This window comes from Weissella paramesenteroides (assembly GCF_051903945.1).
Lineage (GTDB): Bacteria > Bacillota > Bacilli > Lactobacillales > Lactobacillaceae > Weissella > Weissella paramesenteroides_A.
Window position 1 is genome coordinate 443577 of sequence record NZ_CP192268.1, and the last position, 16205, is coordinate 459781.

The window sequence follows — 16205 nt, forward strand, 5'->3', positions numbered from 1 at the left end:
CAGTAAAATGTGAGCTGCTTTTTTATACAAAAACTAATTTTCGCCGTCTTTAATTATTGGGTAGGAGAAAATTATGGCAAATAATACCGATGAATCTTTATTATATGGTCGATTGATGGTGTATCATTCAATCGATTGTAGTAAGTTAATTGAAAAGGCTGATGTTGAGCTAGCCATTAAAAATGGATACTGTAGTCGTTGTCAAAATAAAATTTCTTCGAAATGGCAATTACCATTGGGAGGACAATATTGTTGGCACTGTGCAAATATGGGTAGACTCACCACAAATGATTATCTGGTAACAATTAAGGAACCCAATGATTTTATAATGAATGATAATCCATGTACTTGGAAGGGAAAATTAACACCATTACAACAAATAGTGTCTGATGAGCAGATTAAAGCGCTAAGAGATGGAAAATCTCATTTGACTTATGCTGTGACGAGTGCAGGAAAAACAGAAATGCTCTTTCCAATGCTGACCCTGGCAATCAAACAAGGAAAGCGCATTGCAATTGTTGCACCACGAGTTGATGTCATTATTGAATTAAAAATACGAATTCAAGCAGCATTTAATGTTCCTTTTGTCGTGTTGTATGGTGGTACAGATGACGAATATAAATATACACAATTAGTATTAGCGACGACCCATCAATTGATGAAGTTTAAACAGGCATTTGATGTCATTGTACTGGATGAAGCAGATGCTTTTCCTTATTCAGAAAATCAAATGCTCATTAAATCGGTTAATCGAGCACTAAAAAAAACAGGGATTATATTTTATTTGACAGCAACATTAAATGCCTCTTTGAAAAAAATGATTAAGCGGAAACAAGTATTGTTGTCAATGTTACCACTTCGTTTTCATGGTCAGCCACTGCCTAATTTTAGTGTGAAAAGAATTACAAACTGGCGTGAAAAGCTACCTAAGCGAGTAGTTAACCAAATGATAAATTTAAGAGATAAAAAAATAAAGTTTCTTGTTTTTGTGCCTGAAGTCAAAGATATAGCGATTGTTATGACGCAGCTAAAAAGTATGACCACTGAACTAAAAATTTTCGGGACATATGCGGCAGATGAAACTAGATTAGAAAAAGTGCAAGCAATGCGTGAAAATACTATTGATGGACTTATAACAACGACAATTCTAGAGCGGGGAGTTACTTTTTCAGGCATTGATGTACTAATATTAGGGGGTGATGAACCAGTCTTCTCTACAACCACATTGATTCAAATAGCTGGTAGATGTGGGCGCAGTATCGATCGACCTACCGGATTAGTAAGAATTTATGTTCAAGAAAAAACGAAACAATTGGTTGATGCGATATCAGAAATCCATTATTTAAATAGGATAGGGAAAATATTATGAAATGTGAATTATGTCAGTCAAATCTCAATCATCAATGGCGATTACGAGATTTTTACGATTTTTCAGTATACAAACAACCCTTTATTTGTGAAATATGTTATGATAATTTTCAACAAATTGATCCCCAAACTGCTTGTTTAGAATGTCAGGGTGTAACGGTAGGAAAATATTGTGTTGATTGTCAACAATGGTTCAAGCAGGGATTTCCGAAAATACACAATGAATCATTATTCAAATATGATGCACAAATGAAAAGATATTTTAAAGCATATAAATTTGAAGGTGGTTACCATCTTCGTGATATTTTTAAGCAAGCTATCCAGCAAAGGTTAATTAAAGCAAATGTGGATATGATAGTGCCAATTCCCATAACAACTGATACATTCTTAGAACGTCAATTTAATCAAGTTACAGGTTGGTTGGAGGGAATACCATTTAATGAGATATTGATTTGTCGAGAGATAAGAAAGGATAAGCAGTCGCGAAAGACACGATGTGAGAGATTACTTACGAAACAGCCATTCACGTTGTGCCAATCAGATAAAAATTTGGCAAATCAGAAAATTTGTTTAGTGGATGATGTCTATACAACAGGACGTACTTTAAGGCATGCAGCAGAATGCTTAATGGTCGCAGGTGCTTTAGAAGTGACATCATTAACCCTTGCTAGATAGTGATGCTTCATGAATGTTAACGCTTTCTTTTTTTATTATCAATATGTTACAATATACTTACCGATAGGATACAGAAATGAATCTTTAAAGGTATATAAGGTAAAAATTTTGGGGATATTATCTTATAAATTTAGTCAGACAGGAGACAGGATTATGCTAGAATTTAAGGTACGTGGTGAGAACATTGAAATCACTGATGCGATGTCAGAATACATTGAAAAGCGTATTTCTCGACTTGAGCGTTATTTAAATACTGAAGCTAGTTATATCGCTCGCGTTAATGTACGATCATATAAGGAAGGTACGTTTAAGACAGAGGTAACTATTCAGTTACCATATTTGTTGCTTCGTGCGGAAGATACGCAAACGGATATGTACCAGACAGTTGATTTTGTTTCTGATAAACTAGAACGTCAAATCCGAAAGTATAAGACTAAGGTTAACCGTAAGTCCCGTGAAAAGGGTTATAAGGGATTGGAAAATACTGATTTTATGGCAGTGGATCCAGCAGCAGCTATTGAAGAACCTGAACCAGAAGAGGATGGTTTGGAAATTGTTCGAACAAAGCATGTTGATCTAAAGCCAATGGATGTAGAGGAAGCAGTTCTGCAAATGGAACTTCTAGGACATGAGTTCTTTATTTTCCAAGATGCTGAAACTGATTTACCAGCGGTCGTTTATAAGCGTCGTGATGGTAAGTATGCACTACTTGATACAGTAAATTAATGTCAATATTTAGGTAGGTAAGATTGGGGGGAATATTACTTACTTAATTAAACTAATTTAAAATTTTAAAGACTGGGAATTTTTCCTAGTCTTTTTATCTTTAAAGCATTAAAAATGATTTATAATGATATGAATGTCAATGTAGTACACAAAGGAGAAAGTAATGCCTAAGAAAAAATATATGTCAACACAGCAATATGGTGTGTTATTAAGTGAATTGATTGAAACTATTCAAGAAGCTGGTGATCGTGTAGCACCTTTTTTTGAAAAAATAGATAATGCTCTGAAGGGAAATGAATTAGCTAGTTTATCAACAGATGAATTTGTTGAGATTGCAACTGAGTTTGAGAATGTTGTTGAAATTTATCAAGATGTTTCTAAGCAATTGAATAGCATTACAGCACCTGTTCGACTTATAGGTGCACATCAAATAGTTAAACAAACTTTTACGGATTATACGGTAGCCACTCAAGTCATGGCTGATTCTTTGGATGTGAACACACAACAAGTTAATTTAGCTGAGTTTAGAAAATCGGAAGCTGATCAAGATGTCTTTATGGATAAATTCTTGGCACAAATTCGTCGTGTCTTTACAATGGTCACAGCCTAATGACAAAGGTATCAGAGAAGAATGCAACTTTAGAAATAGATATTGCACAGAGTGTTGGTAAAGAATTAAATTTGCCAACCCATAAAGTAAAAGCTGTCACGAATTTATTAGATGAAGGAAATACAGTACCATTTATTGCTCGATATCGTAAAGAAGCAACAGGCAATCTGGATGAAGTCCAAATACGTGATATTCAATCTATCTCTAAACAATTAACTGAATTACAAGCACGAAAACAAACGGTCTATAAAGCAATTGCTGAGCAAAATATGATGTCATCTAGCATACAACAGGCAATGATTGCGGCTGATACACTTCAAAAGGTAGAAGATATTTATTTGCCTTTTAAGAAGAAACGTCAGACAAAAGCAACCCTTGCTAAGGAAGCTGGGTTGATGCCGTTTGCAAAACTAATACAAACATTGCCATCAGAAGACCTAGATCTGAAAGTTGAAGCAACAAAATATATTAACCCAGAGAAAGCCATTAAAAATATTGCTGATGTTTTCTCAGGCGTTCATGAGATTTTTGCCGAAGTAATCGGTGAAAATGCAGGATTACGAGATTGGGTAAGACAGTTTACGTTAAATAATGGCCATTTTGTTGCTAAATTAAAACGTGGTGCTGATAAAAAAGACCAACAAGGTGTATTTGAGTTGTACTATGATTTTGATAGCTTAGTGAAAAAAATCCAAAATCATCAGATACTAGCAATTAATCGTGGTGAAAAAGAGGGGATATTATCTGGAAATATCATTGCTGATGAAGAAGCAATCAACCGTTATCTGAAATTTCGTCTAGTAGGAAGTAAATCGGGAGCGGCAGTAGATATATTAGTACACGCAGCACAAGATGCATATAAGCGATTCATTGGTCCGGCAATTGCGCGCGAAATCAGAAAAAAATTATTTAATCAGGCAAGTGAGGATGCGATTAAAGTGTTTGGGACAAATCTGTATCATCTATTGATGGCAGCACCCTTACATGGTCAAACCGTTTTAGGATTTGATCCAGGCATTCGAACAGGATCAAAGTTAGCAGTTGTGGACCCAGCAGGGCAATTTTTAGACAAAGCGGTGATCTACCCACATAAGGCGCCTAAATATGATCCAAAGAGTGCGAGAGAAATAATTATTAGCTTGGTTAAAAAGTATCATGTGTCAATAGTTGCTATTGGTAATGGAACAGCTTCTCGTGAATCACAGCAATTTATTGCCAATATTATCAAAGATGACTTACCAAATTTAAGATATGTTGTCGTAAATGAGGCAGGTGCCTCAGTGTACTCGGCGAGTGATGTTGCACGAGAGGAATTTCCAAATTTACCGGTTGAACAGAGGTCAGCTATTTCAATCGCACGAAGGTTACAAGATCCGATGGCAGAGTTAATAAAAATTGACCCGCAAGCAGTAGGAGTTGGTCAATATCAACATGATTTGCCGGAAAAGGAGCTTTCTTTAGAACTTGATAATGTATTAGAAACATCTGTTAATCAGGTTGGGGTGAATTTAAATACGGCGTCGCCTCAATTGCTAACACATATTGCTGGATTAACAGCAACGATTGCGCAAAATATTGTTGCATATCGAAACGAAAATGGGCAGTTTCAAGCACGAACGGAGCTAAAAAAAGTTGCTAAATTAGGTCCAAAAGCCTTTGAACAAGCTGCAGGATTTTTACGTATACCAAAAGGGAACAACCCATTAGATAATACTGATATTCATCCAGAGTCCTATCAAGTAGCTGAGAAGGTATTGCGTAGTGCGGCTGTTGAAAAACTAGGAACTGATGCACGTCATGCGCTGCACAAGTTTGATACACCTGCATTTGCACAACAGTTGTCAATTGGTTATCCAACGTTACATGACATTATTTCTTCACTGATTGAACCTGGTCGTGATTTGCGAGATGATGCACCAATGGCAACATTAAGATCTGATGTGTTGACGTTAGATGATTTAAAAGTGGGGATGCAATTGCAAGGAACTGTGCGTAATGTTGTTGATTTTGGTGCTTTTGTTGATATTGGTGTTCATGAAGATGGATTAGTTCATATTTCTAAATTATCGAACCAACATGTAAAAAATCCACATGCCATTGTTGCTGTTGGCGATATTGTGACGGTTTGGGTAACTGAAATTGACAAGAAGCGTCAACGGATTGGGTTATCAATGATTACGCCAAAATAAAATGATAAGGATCGAGTTAGCATGAATGACCTAGCTGCATACGGTTGTTTGAAATCTTGCATATAATAAGTATATTTGATAATATTAACTGTGTTGATGTTTTCAACATGGTATGCGATCGTGGCGGAATTGGCAGACGCGCAGGACTAAGGATCCTGTGGTAGAAATACCGTGAGGGTTCGACCCCCTCCGTTCGCAAAAAGAAAGGACTAATACAATGGCTGGAAAGCTGTTGTATTAGTCCTTTTTTAAATGTTTTACATCTGAATAGCATTGTATATAAGTATAATCCCACCGATACTAAAAAAGATGAGTCCCCATATAATTTGTGAAATGACACTTTTATCACCAAAATATAGTCGTATCAGTGGTGCTATATGACCAAGAATTGTGATTAATAATCCTAATATAACCAATGCCAATCCAATTAAACCAAGCATATTTTCCTCCAGGATGAATACTAAACAATTTGTGGCAAGTAAAATGATGATGATACATTCACTTTTTGTCTGTTAACTAATGTGGTATTATAGTACCCGAATTGAGATATGCTGTAAATGGGTATATAAGACTCTTTTTTTTATCAATTAGTAAAATAAAATATGACTGGTTTATTTATAAATAAAATGCGATATGAAAATTCTTGACAATTACCTTGTGGAGAGGTATGATATCTCTTGTGGTTGTATTACTACAAACATTTATGGAGATATACCCAAGTCTGGCTGAAGGGAACGGTCTTGAAAACCGTCAGGTCGGGAAACCGGCGCGAGGGTTCGAATCCCCCTATCTCCTTGACATCAATTTAGATGTTCTATTTCATATTATCGCGGGTTGGAGCAGTCTGGTAGCTCGTCGGGCCCATAACCCGAAGGTCGTAGGTTCAAATCCTACACCCGCAATTAATGGAGATGTACCCAAGTCTGGCTGAAGGGAACGGTCTTGAAAACCGTCAGGTCGGGAAACCGGCGCGAGGGTTCGAATCCCTCCATCTCCTTTTTATAAATAACCGTGTCCCGTGGACACGGTTATTTTTGTATCAATATCATTCTGAATATATGAGGGGTTTAAGATATGCCGATACGTCAAATTCGCTATTATCAATATGCAATAGTTATGCTTGTACTTGCAGTACTATCTGCAGTGTTTTTACCAACGTTAGTGGGATTATCCGCATTAATGTCGGTACACATAAAAAATATGACAATGACTATTTTTGGAGTAGCAGCTGTTATGGTGGTCTATATGGATGATCGCATGATTAAGCAGGCTTTATATCAACAAAAACAGTTACTAGTTGTGACGCTTTGGCTACCAATTTTAGGCCAAACCATCTGGTATTTTGCTGTCCTTTGGATTTATCTAACAAACGCGACAGGACATACAGTGATGACGATGACCTTACCGATTCTATTTATTGGTATGGCATTATTGCTCGTTTCAATGGGCTTATTACAAAAGGAAACCTTGTCAATTATATTGAATGCACCAATGAAAAGGACTGCACATCGTTTAAATGTCGCCACGATGTTTTTATCGCTCTATGCTTTATTGTTCTTTGGTTTAACGACTAATTGGATTTATGGTTTAACCACTATGGTTTCCGTTTTGATCATAACAGATGCCAATTGGCCAGCTTTGTGGTCCGGCTGGCATAGGGAACAAAGTTTAGAAAAGTTAGCAACTAATGGTGTGAATTTTAAAAATGCACGTGTTATAGAAAGATTACCTCAAGTGACGACAATTGTTACTGAAAAAAGTGGTATTTTAACTGATAATCGCATTACAGTACATTCTATTTTGTCTTTAGATAAAAGATATAGTGATTTTGATGTTTTAGGAATTGCAACTGGATTATTATCAATGGATGAAACTTCTGCTTTATCAAAGTCGATTTTACAGTATGCCGAGAGTCATGGTGTGTTCCCATCAACAGCTTCTGAACCCGAAATTATAGCAGGTGCGGGGGTAAAAGGCGTTATTTTAAATGAACGTTTTGCCGTTTTGTCAGCAGCAGAGGTTTTATCTGAAGGGTACAGTGTAGATTTAAATGCTTTGGAAACATACAAGATGTTAGGTAATTCAGTAAGCTATGTCGTTGACAGTTTACAAGTTATTGGCGTCATTACTTTTGGTGATACGTTAAATAAGTCATTACTTTCTCTAGATCGTTTCTTCACACAACGCCATTTGGATGTGAAAATTGCTTCAGGTGATACAATTGGGGCAACCATGCAATTGACTAATATTATGACTTCTTTAGATGAAGTGCAGGCTGATTTGCCACCAATGGCGAAAAAAGCACAGCAGGAACAGTGGACATCAAAAGATAATACGATGTTCGTGACTAACCAAGCCAACTTACCGGCTGAAGGGGATACCATTACTGTGGCGGTCAATCGTCCAGATATCAATGCTGATATTCACGTTGCGAGTGTGTCTGACTTAGAAAAATTGTGGGCAACTGCGGACCGTCTTATCCAGATTGATAAGAGAATGTTATCAGTGGCAAGTTTGCCTATCATTATTTGTCTACTATTAGCGGCAGGATTAGGTATCTTTATTTCTCCATGGTTGTATGTCACACCGATTTTTGCTGTAATTATTCGTTGCGTAATGAGTTATATTTTACGTTTACGAGTTAAACATTAATTAAGCAATATAAAAAATGAAATTCCGTTATATTAACATTGTTCTAGTTTCTGATAAACCGAAACAGAATGAAATGTTGATATGACGGTTTTTTGTTACGTACATCGAATGCTAGATTGATTGACTTATTATATAGAAAAGCCTAAAATTAAATATGTGTTATTAAGCGCAAAAAAACACTATTGATTTGACATAAACGTCAATTCTCTAGACAGGAGAAACAAGATGAACATAGTATTGATCATCCTGTTGTTGCTTGTCGCAATCGTAATTAGTATTGGAATTGGTTATACGGTGGCTAAAACAAAAATTAATCATACGCTAACCATTTCACATCAAACTGCTACAGATATAACGAATCAAGCTGCTACTGATGCAGAGCAATTAAAGAAAAATGCTCTTGTTGAAGCGCGAGATGAAAGCCAACGTTACCAACAACGTATCGAAAGTGAATTACAAGAACGTCGTTCTGAAGTAAAAGCACAAGAAGATCGTTTGGTAAGTCGTGAATCTGTATTAGATCGAAAAGATGCTTCTTTACAAAAACGTGAAGAAGTTATTTCGAATAAGGAAACAAAGTTAGATCATCAACGGCAAAGCGTCAATGATAAACAGAAGCGTGCCGAAGAACTGGTAGCTGAGCGTGAAGATAAGTTGATAGAAGTTGCCAACTTATCACGTGAAGATGCTCGTAATCAGATCTTGTCAGAAACTAAAGAATCATTAGTTGCTGAACGTGCTGTGATGATCAAAGATAGTGAGGAACGTGCCACTGCAGAAGCAGACAAGCGTGCAAAGAACCTAGTTGTCAGTGCTATTCAACGTTCTGCAGCTGACATGGTTGCTGAGACTACTGTCTCTGTTGTGACACTTCCTAATGATGATATGAAGGGTCGTATTATCGGTCGAGAAGGTCGTAATATTCGAGCACTTGAGACAGTAACTGGTATTGATTTAATTATTGATGATACACCGGAAGCAGTCGTGCTAAGTGGCTTTGATCCTGTTCGTCGTGAAATCGCTAAAAACACATTGGAAAAGCTAATTGCTGATGGTCGTATTCATCCAGCACGTATCGAAGAAATGGTTGAAAAATCTCGTAAAGAGATGGATGAGCATATTCGAGAAGTGGGTGAACAGACTATTTTCGATTTAGGTATTCATAGCATGCATCCAGACCTGGTTAAAACTGTTGGTCGGATGAATTACCGAACAAGTTATGGACAAAATGTCCTTGTTCATTCAATAGAAGTCGCAAAACTAACTGGCTTGTTGGCAGCTGAGTTAGGGGAGGACGTTACGCTTGCCAAGCGCGCAGGATTATTACACGATATTGGTAAGGCTATTGATCATGAAGTAGACGGTTCTCACGTAGAATTAGGTGTCGAATTGACAACGAAATACAAGGAACGTCCAGTTGTGATTAATTCAATTGCTTCACATCATGGGGATGTTGAACCCGATTCTGTAATTGCTGTTCTAGTTGCTGCTGCTGATTCAATTTCAGCAGCACGACCAGGTGCAAGATCAGAATCATTAGAAAATTACGTTCAACGTTTGCAACAACTTGAAGCCATTGCAAATGAGTTTAACGGTGTTGAAAAGTCATATGCTATTCAAGCCGGCCGAGAAGTTCGTGTTATTGTAGAACCAGCAGCTGTTTCAGATATTGAAGCAACTGTCTTAGCTCGTGATATTAGAAATCAGATTGAAACTGATTTAGATTATCCAGGGCATATTAAAGTAACTGTTATTCGAGAATCGCGTGCGATTGAGTATGCAAAGTAAGAGATAACATTAATAGAAATAAATTAGGGCTAGGATAAAAATTCTAGCTCTTTTTCTTTGCATAAAGAGTTATTTGATAAAGACAAGTTATAAATACACTTAATTCATGACAAACATACAAATAAAATAAAATTAATTTCACCGAAAGGGTTTACAAATTCTTTGGAAACGCTTACAATAATAAATGTGTTAAGGATACGGGGGAACGTATACGAAACTACTGATTAAAATTGTGAAACACTAGCTGGTTGGGGACTACTAGGATGTTATTGTCGCATTTCACTCTTACTGTTCGAATCATCGTTTAATCTCAAGAACTTGCTGAAAACTCTTCTCCTTCAGAAAAAATGAGAACGATAACTTATTTAATAGTTCGAGCAGTAAGAGGGTGATGAGACGACTCTTTATCAACATCAACGCTTTCACAATCAAAAAATATTTTGTGGGTCGTCATCCACACCATGTCGCCTTGCGGATACGCAGAGCGATTTTTTTGTGCAATTTGTTAGAAAATAATTATAAACAAATTATTCGCTTATTTTACGACATCTCGATATACTATAGATATTCCCCGTGGTAGTTAAACTAATGACTATCTAGTGCATTATTTATGTACGGAGCGTCGTAGATATACGACGCTTTTTTATGCGCATGATTAAAAAATGTTGACAAAAATGAAAAATAGATTAAAATTAAATTTATCGATTAAGTAAGGGAGCAAAAATGATGGTACATAAGAAGATGTTAACAGCTGAAACAGTGTATTACTTTTGGTTTTTTAGGTGATTATCCGAAATGACCAAAAGCATTTTTGCTAGGTTTCGGATAGAGAAAATATCCGGAACCAAAACAATACGACTTGATTGCAGTTATTGAGTAGTATTAGGAACTGGGTATTTTTATAAAAAATACCCAGTTTTTTTATTGGGAAAAGCATAAATTGTATATGAAATTAGTTAATGATGAGATGAAAAGGGGAAATCATATGACAGTTCAGAAATTAAACAAAAAAGAATTTGGGTTAGCAATTTTAAATGGCAATGCCAGCGGAATAATTGTGGCATTGATTCCATCAGCAATTATTAGTCAGTTGCTTGCAATTCTGCCACAAACGGATATCGTAAAGACATTGACGATGATGGTAATGTTAGCACAAAGCACTTTACCAATAATTGCCGCCTTTGCAGTGGGCGCATTGCTTAAGTTTGGGACAATTGAAAGTGCTTCAATGGCATTAGCAACTTTTATTGCTTCAGGTGTGGTAACAAGTCATAGTGGGCAGTATGTTATTAGCGGATCTGGCGTGATTTTGAATATTATGTTAACAACATTTATGGCTAGTTTAGTGACTATCGTCTTTCACAAATTACTTGGTCAATTACGAGCAGTATTTGAGCCATTAGCTGTTTTGTTAGTTGGTGGTGGCCTTGGTTTATTGACGTTACCTGTGATGATTGCTATCCAAGATGCGATTGGATCTGTTGTCGCCGCTGCAACCCAAACAGCACCATTAGTAATGGGCATCTTGTTAGGAATTATCTTTGCTGTATTGATTGTTTCACCACTATCTTCCGTTGGTATTGCAACGGCTATTGGATTGACTGGCATCGGAGCCGGAGCTGCTAATACAGGAATTGTAACTGCTTCGTTGGTTTTGGCAATTATGAGTTTGAAAGAAAATTCATGGGGCTTATTCATTGCCCACTTTATGGGTTCACCGAAGATTCAAATGGCTAACATGTTATCTAAACCAAAACTATTTATTCCAGTGATAATTGCATCAGCCATTGCAGGGGGGATCTCAAGCTTGCTGAGTATGTCAGGAACACCATTTTCAGCTGGTTTCGGCCTATCAGGATTTATTGGACCAGTTACAGCACTTAACGAATCAACGGGAAATGGAATTGGGTTACGAGTCGCGATAGCGTTCTTTATTGTGCCAATTGCTATGGCACTGATTATGAAGTACATTTTTATTGATAAATTACAATTAATTGATGCAAAAGACCTGAAACTGCCTGAAGTTTAATTTGTTGTTATAAAATTTACATGCTTATAATTACTTGACAATATAGTAAGAAAGAAATTGGGACAAAAGAAAATGTGCCAATTTTTTTTGCTAAAAATGCCTTAATTATAAACGTGTAATTTTTATAGCGTAAACGTGTTCCAAAAGTCTGAAACCTTGCTGTAACAACAATTAGGTGATTCTGGCTCTTCGCTTTGCTACGGACAAAAATTGCACAAATCACGTGTCACACCGGCTTCAAAAAAACTTATATCTCGCTCTATTTTTTTAATCTACACCAAAAGGTTGACATTTATTTTTTTAAAAATCAAAAAAATAATTTGACAATGCGATATTAGATTGTGTATAGTATTGTCTGTAACATAAATGAAATAATAACTAGGAGATAAAATCATGACTGAACCAGTTCTAATTGCCAATCAGTTAAATAAGACATATCTGAGCACAGCAGGTGTACAACAAGAGGTTTTGAAAAATCTATCATTGTCTGTGGATGAGGGCGAGTTTGTCGCTATTATGGGTCCATCGGGATCTGGAAAATCAACATTGTTGAATATTTTATCAACACTGATGCAACCTTCATCGGGTTCAGTGATGATTAACAACAAGAATATTTTGCAGATGAACGATGATGCAATTGCAAAATTCCGTGGTCAAGATATGGGATTTATTTTTCAAAATTATAATTTAATTGAAAGCTTAACTGTGCAGGAAAATATCAGTTTGCCACTTACACTGCAAAAGGCAAGTCCAAAGGAAATTAAAGCAGCTGTGCAAAAAGTAGCACAACTACTACACATTGAGTCTTATCTAAATAAATATCCAACAGAATTATCAGGTGGTCAACAACAACGAGTGGGTGCCGCACGAGCCTTGGTACACAATCCAACGCTTATTTTTGGCGATGAGCCAACTGGGGCACTAGACTCAGAAAACGCTCGCGAAATGATGAATTATTTAACTCAGATTAATGCTAACGAAGGAATTTCTATTGTCATGGTGACTCATGATGCTTTCTCAGCATCATTTGCATCTCGAATTTTATTCCTAACAGATGGACAGATCACAAAAACAATTACTCGCGATAACCAATCACGAGAAGTGTTCTATCAACAAGTACTGTCTGAGCTGGGAAATTTCAATTAGGAGGATCATATGTTTGGAATTGCTTTAAAATCATTGCGTTCTAAATGGCGTGATTATATTGTTCTGTTTGTTGGGTTGATTATTTCGGCAGCAATTTTTTACATGTTTAGTGCAATGGCCACTAATAAGGCATTTTTAGAGGCTAATGCTATTGTGTCACAAATTACAGTAATATTTGTCATTGGTGAAGTACTGTTAGGTATTATTACGTTTGTTTACCTGAATTTTGCGAATGGGTTTTTGTTAAGAATTCGTCAATCTGAATATGGTTTGATGTCAATGCTTGGAGCGACCAAAAAACAAATTGGTTCTTTGTTGCTAAGAGAAACGTTAAGCATTGGTGTTATAGCAACTATCATCGGGATTCTTATCGGCTTTGGTTTAACGTCATTAAGTAGCCACTACTTAATGAATCTCTTGGGTGTCCAGTTACAACATTGGCAATCTTTTTCAGTAAAATCTATTGTTTCGACATTAGTATTTTTTATTGTATTATTTACGCTAAATGGTTTGTATAATCGTCGTCGGTTACGAAAGCAAGATACGTTAACACTATTATTAGCTAATAAACAGGTTAACCAACCCAAAGAACATAAGGTGCTTGATCCTTTATTTGGTTTAATTGGTCTGGCTTTACTAATTGTGAGTTTTGTCTTGATGCCTAAGATTGCCAAAATTGGTTTATCTGGCTTTGTTGTCATCTTAATTTTAAACGTCTGGGGAACGTATTGGTTTGTTAGTCGAACATTAAAAATGGTAACGAACTGGGTACGTGATTCAAAATATAGTTTACGAGGATTACGTTCATTTATAAACGGACAACTTTCATTTCGATTACCTGATTATCAACGAATACTATCATCTATTGCTGTCATGTTCGCTTTGGCTTTAGGGGCCATGTCAGTCGGTCAAGGATATTATTTGATGTTACCCAGCCAAGCTGAAAAAGGAGATCCACTAACTGCGGCTTATGTGACAAACAAAGTTAGCACGGATAATCTAAAGGGAATTGCGTGGAATCAAGACTATCATTACGTTGTTAAGGGACAAACAATTTACTTTAATGCTGAAGAGTTTAATGACCAAAAATTACCAGCGAAAGTTTGGTCAAAAGATGGTTCAAGCTGGCAAACAAAATGGTTAACAGGAAATCAATTACGTGATGAGCCAGAATCGGATCTAACGTTGACTGCGGTCGCTAATCAAATCTTGAATACGCGTTTTGGGGCGAAAGTGGTTGTTGCAAAAAACGCATCAGATATGCGGGCACATAGTAAGACAACACATATTGTTCGTATGGTTAAAGTGACGGATATGATGGCGAATGAGCAAGCATTAGCGCATAATATGCAATTGCAGGAAAAAATTACAGGCATCAAGCCAGAATTTGCAACTGGATCATATGCAGAATACAGACAATTAAAGGGAATTTTTGGTGGTATTGAGTTCATGGGGAATTTCTTAGGCATTGGCTTTTTGGCAATGTTAGCAGCCACATTAATGTTTAAGACATTATCGGGTGTTGCAGATGATAAGAAACGATATCGTATATTGGCAATGATTGGAACAAGTGAAAAAAAGATTACCAAAACAGTTGCCACTGATTTAGGGATTCTATTTGTTATACCAATGGTAATTGGAATTTTGGACGTCGTATTTGGGTTGCAAATGTTTGCGCCATTAATGGCTGGGACAAGCAATGCATACCTTGGCTTTTTGCCATCCTTAATTGGTATTGGTGGCTTATATATTATTTACTATGGTTTAACAGTTTGGATGTATCGACGATTAATCAAAAAGTAATTCGCCATTTTTTCAAAGAATACGTTATAATAGGAGCATATTCAAAATGTTGTGGAGTTAATAACGAAAGTTAAAGACATCGATGCCACACAAAAAGCGTCTACCTAAACGCGCAAGGTAGGCGCTTTTTATTTTTACTAGCTTAGTTATTTTGTTAAAAATATTAAAAAGCGTAAACGTTTGTGATGCTTTTGTATCAATATTTGTAAACGGTTGCAATTTAAATAACAATCGATTAGAATACCAGTATACTATTAAATTTAGGGGGAATTGCCAAATGGCATTACTTGGTGCAATTGAAGCAGGTGGAACAAAGTTTGTGGTGGCTGTCGCGCCAGTCGAGAATCCGGAAGCTGTGATCGCTCGTGAAAGCTTTCCAACAGAAGATGGTGCGTCGACTATCCAAAAGGTACAAGAATTTTTTGATCAATATGAAGATATTGCAGCAATTGGCATTGCTTCATTTGGACCAATTGATGTCAGACCTGATAGTCAGACCTATGGCTATGTATTAGATACGCCTAAACGAGGTTGGTCAGGTTATAATTTCCTTGGTGCCATGAAAATTTGGCGCGATATACCTTATTATTGGACAACGGATGTTAATGCTGCTGGTTGGGCAGAATATGTGTCAGGATCAGCTGCTGATGTTGATAACATTGTATATCTAACGGTGGGAACTGGTATTGGTGCAGGCATTATTGCAAACGGAGAATTTGTTGGTGGTTACTCACACCCTGAAGCTGGTCACATTATGATGGCTAAACATCCGCAAGATAAATATGAAGGGCATTGTCCTTTCCATGGTGATCGTTGCTTAGAAGGATTGGCGGCTGGACCTGCTATGGAAGAACGATGGGGTGTTTCAGCAAAAGAATTACCAGATGATCATTTAGCATGGCAAATAGAGGCCTTTTATTTGGCACAAGCGGCTGTCACTTATACTGCTACGTTACGACCAGAACGTATCGTCTTTGGTGGTGGAGTGCCACACCGTGATATTTTGTTACCAATGGTACGACAGTCCTTTGCTGAACAATTACATGATTATTTAGCCGTACCAAAATTAGAGGATTATATTGTTTCTGTTGGTAATGGTGATAATGCGGGAATTTATGGGTGCTTCTATCTTGCAAAAGAGTTATTGGTAGATTAAACACGACCACAACTATGATTAGCCTAACTCCAATTTTTGGAAATAAACGTGAGATGCGTTATA

The 16205-nt window shown here is 36.7% G+C and carries 11 protein-coding genes and 4 tRNA genes; all 15 read left to right on the forward strand.

Annotated elements, in window-relative coordinates; translation table 11 throughout:
- Positions 1–73: 73 nt before the first annotated feature.
- The 15 genes from ACQ4QH_RS02025 to ACQ4QH_RS02095 all read left to right on the forward strand — a co-directional run bounded on the left by ACQ4QH_RS02025 (position 74) and on the right by ACQ4QH_RS02095 (position 16142).
- Entirely contained in the window at positions 74–1369 is a 1296-nt protein-coding gene (locus tag ACQ4QH_RS02025; protein WP_439819109.1) for a DEAD/DEAH box helicase, read from the forward strand.
- Positions 1366–2043, forward strand: a complete 678-nt coding sequence (locus ACQ4QH_RS02030; RefSeq protein ID WP_439819110.1) for a ComF family protein — start codon at positions 1366–1368, stop codon at positions 2041–2043. Before ACQ4QH_RS02025 ends, ACQ4QH_RS02030 begins: the two co-directional genes overlap by 4 nt.
- A 153-nt stretch (positions 2044–2196) precedes the next feature.
- Positions 2197–2769: a ribosome hibernation-promoting factor, HPF/YfiA family gene (gene hpf, locus ACQ4QH_RS02035; protein ID WP_439819111.1), complete on the forward strand. Its 573-nt coding sequence runs from the start codon at positions 2197–2199 to the stop codon at positions 2767–2769.
- Between the two features lie 163 nt (positions 2770–2932).
- Positions 2933–3379 carry a hypothetical protein gene (locus tag ACQ4QH_RS02040; protein ID WP_439819112.1) on the forward strand — a complete coding sequence of 149 codons (447 nt, stop codon included), beginning with the start codon at positions 2933–2935 and terminating at the stop codon, positions 3377–3379.
- Positions 3379–5568: a Tex family protein gene (locus ACQ4QH_RS02045; protein ID WP_439819113.1), complete on the forward strand. Its 2190-nt coding sequence runs from the start codon at positions 3379–3381 to the stop codon at positions 5566–5568. Before ACQ4QH_RS02040 ends, ACQ4QH_RS02045 begins: the two co-directional genes overlap by 1 nt.
- 114 nt (positions 5569–5682) lie before the next feature.
- Positions 5683–5766, forward strand: a tRNA-Leu gene (locus ACQ4QH_RS02050).
- 507 nt (positions 5767–6273) lie between these two features.
- A tRNA-Ser gene (locus ACQ4QH_RS02055) sits at positions 6274–6363 on the forward strand.
- A 33-nt stretch (positions 6364–6396) separates the two neighbouring features.
- Positions 6397–6470 (forward strand) — tRNA-Met (locus ACQ4QH_RS02060).
- 5 nt (positions 6471–6475) lie between these two features.
- A tRNA-Ser gene (locus ACQ4QH_RS02065) sits at positions 6476–6565 on the forward strand.
- A gap of 77 nt (positions 6566–6642) precedes the next feature.
- Entirely contained in the window at positions 6643–8220 is a 1578-nt protein-coding gene (locus ACQ4QH_RS02070) for an ATPase P (protein ID WP_439819114.1), read from the forward strand.
- A gap of 225 nt (positions 8221–8445) precedes the next feature.
- Complete coding sequence (gene rny, locus ACQ4QH_RS02075; RefSeq protein ID WP_439819115.1) at positions 8446–10008, forward strand: ribonuclease Y; 1563 nt, start codon at positions 8446–8448, stop codon at positions 10006–10008.
- Positions 10009–10993: 985 nt separating this feature from the next.
- Positions 10994–12037 (forward strand): PTS sugar transporter subunit IIC, encoded by a 1044-nt coding sequence (locus ACQ4QH_RS02080; protein ID WP_439819116.1) that lies wholly within the window; start codon positions 10994–10996, stop codon positions 12035–12037.
- 393 nt (positions 12038–12430) lie between these two features.
- Positions 12431–13183, forward strand: coding sequence for an ABC transporter ATP-binding protein (locus ACQ4QH_RS02085; RefSeq protein ID WP_439819117.1), 753 nt, complete (start codon positions 12431–12433; stop codon positions 13181–13183).
- 9 nt (positions 13184–13192) lie between these two features.
- Positions 13193–14986 carry an FtsX-like permease family protein gene (locus tag ACQ4QH_RS02090; protein ID WP_439819118.1) on the forward strand — a complete coding sequence of 598 codons (1794 nt, stop codon included), beginning with the start codon at positions 13193–13195 and terminating at the stop codon, positions 14984–14986.
- 277 nt (positions 14987–15263) lie between these two features.
- The gene (locus tag ACQ4QH_RS02095) at positions 15264–16142 is read left to right on the forward strand and encodes an ROK family protein (RefSeq protein ID WP_439819119.1); all 879 of its coding nucleotides are present in this window, start codon (positions 15264–15266) and stop codon (positions 16140–16142) included.
- Positions 16143–16205: the final 63 nt, after the last annotated feature.